We start from the raw sequence: 5,268 nt of genomic DNA on the forward strand, positions 1-5,268 counted from the left end.
AAAAAGAGCAGCTCTTTATAAAGAAATAAGGGTGAAAAAAAATATTAAAAAAGCCGCATAATTGACACCCCACCTGTTAGGATACTTACCTTGGTGTCTGAAAAATAATTTTCTGGATTAATTTAAAGGTCTTGTATGTACGTGAGGGATAGAAGCTAGTTACCTTGTAACGCGTATAGCCCGACAGCATAAAGGGAAGGGGCCGACTCACCAGTGCGATGAGTTGGCCCCTTTTCTTTATGGTGGCACGCTCTAATGATTTTTAGAACTATTTCCGAACATACGTTTTGAAATACCCACATTCGTTGATGATTTCTTTATAGTATTTGGTTTTCGAATAATTTGCCTTTAGATTTTTGAAACCTTGCCAAGCAATGAAATTGGTTTTGTCGTCTTGAATGTCCCAAACCGATAAATTGAGCGAGTAGTATTTTTTGTTGTAATAGTCATTGCGCTCACATTTGGCTATCATGTATTGGGATTTGGCTTTTTGCTCGTTGTTTTTGGTAGCCAAAAATGCTTTTTCATAATAGGCTTTCGCCAAAGAACAATTGGTAATCATGTCTCGAATAGGATCTCTGAAATAATCAGGACTAGAGCCTTCTCCTGCAATATTTCCTTCGTAAAACAGTCGGCCATTACCAAAATGAGTAATGTTGTAAAAGGCATTTCCTAGTAAAACACTGTTGTTGTAGACATCAACTTTTTTAGTCACATTGTCTTGCATTTTCTTAATAATGGTTAGGAAATCAAGCATTGTATATTTCTTTTTTTGTGCTGCTTGATGGTCACAATCGTGACAATCTTTGATGTTTCCTAGAAAAGGATTTCCATAAAAATTTTGATTTTCCTGTCCTTCGGCTTGTTTCATAAACGCAATGGCTTCTGGAATTTTGTTTTCGTAAGTGGCTTTGACTCCTTGAAAATAATTAATGTCGCCCAGTTTTATTTCATAAAGTGTTGCGCCAATTTTTTCTATTTCGGTTTTATTTCCTTTTGCTAAAAAAGATTTCATGTCGAGCAGCTGTTTTTCATTGTCATAAAAACTGGATTCATGACTGAAAATTTCGGTCATCACGGTGTTTTTTTGAGAACGGTATAGTGCCGCCAAATAGTTTTTACTCCATTTTGAGGCATTTTCATAGCGGAAATTGTCAATAGGTTTTTTAGGCAATTCAAAATACAGCCACGATAAATCGGCTAGTATGGTTTTTTCGTTTTCTGGGTTCAGTAGGTCAATTTTACTGAGGTTATTCACGAATCGAAGCAAACGAACTTGATTAGTAGCCAAGGGAGTTTTGGTCATTTTACTTTCGGCTTTGTCAAAGTGGTTGTCGGCTTGTTTGAAATTTCCGTTTAGGGTTTCTAGGTATCCAGCAGCGACATTCCATAGGTATGGTTTCGATGTTTTATCTGATTGTGCAATTTTACTAACCAGATCGATGGTCGATTTGTGGATGCTGTCTTTGGTTCTTTTTTTGTTTTCAAGAACGGTTTTGTCTTTAAAGGATTGGTCTATTTTATTCTCTTGGTTATTGATTAACCGTGTCAATAAAAAATCCAAGTGTTGATTTTTGGCTTGTATTTTATAGATTTCGGCAATGGCTTTTTCTTCGTCATTGTAATAGCCTTGTATGGCCCAAAGTGCAGCTTTCTCATCATCGTTTTTGGCCATGTCTAACGATTGTTTCCAGTCTTTTTGGTTTTGTGGATGAAAACAATAAGCCGAAACTATTCTCAGAGTTGGGCATTTGTCAAAGACTTGACTGTAGATAAAATTAGATTTGGCATAATTCTTTTGTTTGTATTCTACGCCTGCCACATAAGCCAGTGCTCTATAATACAAGGTGTTTTTGGGCATTGTTTTTTCGGTTTGGTAAAAAAAGGATACCCCGTTTACTTGTCGGTCACTGTAAAAACTAGCTTTTATGACCAAAAACCAATACCTGTTTTTTAGGAAAGAATCTTTGGAGTCGTTGTATTTCTTTTCAATGGATTTAATCCAATTCAAATTCGTTAATTTTTGGGGCTGAACGGTTTCGTCATAATTCCAAGAATCATATTGTTGGGTAGAGTAGGTTTCAACAGTTTGGGCGTCATTCAAAAACAACAGAAACTCTTTTATTTGGCTGTCGTTTAATTTGATTTTTTTACTCCATTTTTCCGAAAATTTATTAGTTTTTCCATTTTTGTAATAGAGCACTAAATCGGCTACATCAGCGCTACTGGAATCCGTCAAGAAAAAAGTTAAATCTTTCTCGTTAATTTTTCCTTCAAGGTACGTTGACCAATCTTTGATGTTCTCGGTATTGAATCTTGTAATGTGTTCGGTGTCAAAACCAATTCCGTAAAAAATATCGGTAGATAAGAAAAGCGGAGAGTAGGATTTGTCTACAAAAGTTTCTGGAGTAAAATTAGAGTCAAATGTCCAGCCCCAATCTCCATCGGCACAAGCATAAATAGTTCCATAAACTAAAAGGATAAGACCACTAAAAGCAATCAATAATTTTTTTAAAAAAGGCTGTATCATAATTTTTAATATTGAATTCGTCTAAATCGTAAAAGATAATTTCCTTCGGATTTTGTATTGTGTTTTCTTCAAGATCATCTGCCATTTCGAGCAAATCATTTCTTGATATTGTTTCTATTTTTAATAGGTCTTTCTCTTTGTAAAAAACACCGTTTTTGAATGTTGAGCTTGTTACAGTAAACCAATTCTCTTTTGTAAGAACAAAACTACTGTTATTTTTTAGATTATTTACATCTATTTTGTTTCTAAGGCCAATTATTTTTCCGTCTCTAATGTGAATGCCCCAAGAATAAATAGGTAGAGCAATATCTATGGGCAAAGGATAGTTTTTTAGACTTGACAAATAACGGTTGGCAATGTGGCGATCGTAGATGGAATTTAAGGAATCGGGAGCGATTTTGCCCATATTGTAATACATCAGCACGCCTCGATCTACATTGGGAATTTTCGTTTTTTTAAAATATTTTATTTGATGTAGGCGAATAGTAGCCGAGAGTTTTTTATTCGAAACTTTCTTAAAGGCTTCGATAAATCGCAGATAATTGTCTTTGCTGTTCAGCGTCCAATCACAATCGATTTGAATTTCTTGAATGACGATGTTGTTTTTTGCGTTGATTTGCTGAATGAAACTATTTGTTTTTTTTGCTAAATCCAGTACGTTTAATTTGGTATCGAGCATAACTTTGTTTTTGATGTACACCACAGGGATAATTTCAAAATTAGGGGCTGTCTCTTCAAAACGAACGGGACTTTTTGGGTAGGGTTTTTGTGTTTTCGGATTCAAGTCAATGTCAAAATATCGAATATAGAGTCTCTTGACTTGGTTGGAGGACAAGGTGTTTTTTTCCTTTGGCGAAAGCCTAAAAATAGTTTTCCAGTAGTAAAAGGAAATTGTAGGTTTCTCTTTTTGTTGGCAGGAAAAAAAGAAACAGCTTATAAAACAAAAAAGAAATAGTTTTTTCAAAAGAGTCGTTTTTTTATAGATTACTCTTTTCGTTTTTTGGCACGACTGTATGTCCAATATGCCAGTATTACCAGTAAAACAAATGGGAGATATGAACCAATTAGTACGCCTATTTGATAGGCTTCGCTAGGTGCATTTTTAATTTTTTCTTCAATGTTTGCATTTTGAAGCACTAGAAAGTATGGTTTCATTGTTATTTGATTAAAGCGTTTTTAGTAAAGTCAGAGAGCACCAATTTTCCGGAAATGGCAGCTCTTTCTTTTAATAGTTTATCCCAATGTGCAGTGCCTTCCCAAATTATTTTTTTCATTTCGGCAAGCGCGTCTGGATTGTAATTGGCAAGTCTCTTGGAGAAAGTCGTTACTTCTATATCCAGTTCTTCTTGGGTTTCTAGTACTTTGGCATACAATCCTTTTTGGTTGGCCCAAGCAGCTGTTTTCCATTCGTGTGCGGCCAAAGTCATTTCGGACATTGCCATTTTCCCAATTTTTCTACTCACGGCAGGTTCAATCACAAAGGGACCAATACCAATGGCCAATTCCGATAATTTGACAGCGCTTTCTTGAGTCCCCAATGCATAATCACAGGCTGCAATAATCCCAACGCCTCCGCCCACGGCTTTTCCATGAATGCGTCCTACGATTAATTTTTTGCAACTGCGCATCGCATTAATCAGATTGGCAAATCCGGAAAAAAACCGGGTGCCTTCTTCGAGAGTTGTTACGGCCAGTAATTCATCAAAGGAAGCGCCTGCGCAAAAAGCCCCAGTTCCTTCACTTTTTAAAATAACAACCGAAATTTCAGGGTTGTCACTCAAAAAGGTTAGTTCATTGGTTAATCGATCCAATAATACTCTTGGAAAAGAATTACTGGCAGGATGGCCAAATTGAACCGTTGCGATTTTGTTTTCTATGGTTGTTAGGAGTGTTCCGTTTTTATCTAGTGGTAGCATAAGGCAAATTTTGATGTAAAGTTAAAAAAAGGAATGGAAGTAATTTGTTTTTTATAGTCAGTAATTAGTGAATAGCCCAGAGTAATTAGCTTTGGGACGTAATTTATTGCCTATTTGCAATCAAGATAATTACAAGAATCAATCAAATATGTTCTCTTGGAGAATTTTTTTGTTTAAATTTAGGTTGGAGGCTAATTACTTTTTACTAATCACTAGGAGCAGAACATGAACTATTTTTTTGGATTTGAACAATAGTCTTTTTGAAATTTGCATATTGCTATAATTAAATGTTATATTTGCGCCATCATCTTGGGGGATTAGCTCATTTGGCTAGAGCGCTTGCCTGGCAGGCAAGAGGTGACCGGTTCGAATCCGGTATTCTCCACTGAAATAAAAAAGTAAAACCCTAATGTTCTTTGTGAACTTTAGGGTTTTTTATTTTCATCCATTTCCAAGCAAACTCCTTTAAAAAAACAGAAAAAAAAGTAGCCACAAATTTCACGAATGAACACTAATTTTTACACTTTTAAATTACACAAATTAATTAAAATGCAATAAAATTCGTGAGAATTAATTTTCATTCTTTTATGAATTTGTGTCAATTCGTGAATTGAAAATCAGTGAATACCAAATTAAATATTAACCAATGAACTAAATTCGTGGCTAAAAAATTTTAAAGGCGTTTGCCCTGACCCATTTCCTTCAACTCCAATTTACTGAAAAACTTTTTCTATTTTTGTTAGATACCCAAAAGTCGCAACAAAACTATTCATAGGCAAGAATGATTATTGTTTTGATAAGATTATTGTTTTTTTTCAAGAA

At 34.9% G+C, this 5,268-nt stretch carries 4 protein-coding genes and 1 tRNA gene; 1 reads left to right on the top strand and 4 read right to left on the bottom strand.

Annotated elements, in window-relative coordinates; all coding sequences use genetic code 11:
- Nucleotides 1–268: 268 nt before the first annotated feature.
- From FNW52_RS20260 to FNW52_RS20270, 4 genes are read right to left on the bottom strand one after another with little or no spacing between them, the layout of a single operon-like run.
- Nucleotides 269–2,530: a hypothetical protein gene (locus FNW52_RS20260; RefSeq protein WP_143379288.1), complete on the bottom strand. Its 2,262-nt coding sequence runs from the start codon at nucleotides 2,528–2,530 to the stop codon at nucleotides 269–271.
- Complete coding sequence (locus FNW52_RS20265; protein ID WP_143379289.1) at nucleotides 2,490–3,494, bottom strand: hypothetical protein; 1,005 nt, start codon at nucleotides 3,492–3,494, stop codon at nucleotides 2,490–2,492. The genes FNW52_RS20260 and FNW52_RS20265 overlap by 41 nt, the downstream gene beginning before the upstream one ends.
- Before the next feature lie 20 nt (nucleotides 3,495–3,514).
- Nucleotides 3,515–3,685 (bottom strand): hypothetical protein, encoded by a 171-nt coding sequence (locus tag FNW52_RS20935; protein WP_185966053.1) that lies wholly within the window; start codon nucleotides 3,683–3,685, stop codon nucleotides 3,515–3,517.
- A gap of 2 nt (nucleotides 3,686–3,687) precedes the next feature.
- Nucleotides 3,688–4,446 carry an enoyl-CoA hydratase/isomerase family protein gene (locus FNW52_RS20270; protein WP_143379290.1) on the bottom strand — a complete coding sequence of 253 codons (759 nt, stop codon included), beginning with the start codon at nucleotides 4,444–4,446 and terminating at the stop codon, nucleotides 3,688–3,690.
- A 311-nt stretch (nucleotides 4,447–4,757) separates the two neighbouring features.
- Here FNW52_RS20270 and FNW52_RS20275 point away from each other — a divergent pair.
- Nucleotides 4,758–4,831: transfer RNA gene (locus FNW52_RS20275), tRNA-Ala, on the top strand.
- The last annotated feature ends 437 nt before the right edge of the window (nucleotides 4,832–5,268 follow it).

It is taken from the genome of Flavobacterium sp. ZT3R18 (assembly GCF_007097385.1).
GTDB lineage: Bacteria > Bacteroidota > Bacteroidia > Flavobacteriales > Flavobacteriaceae > Flavobacterium.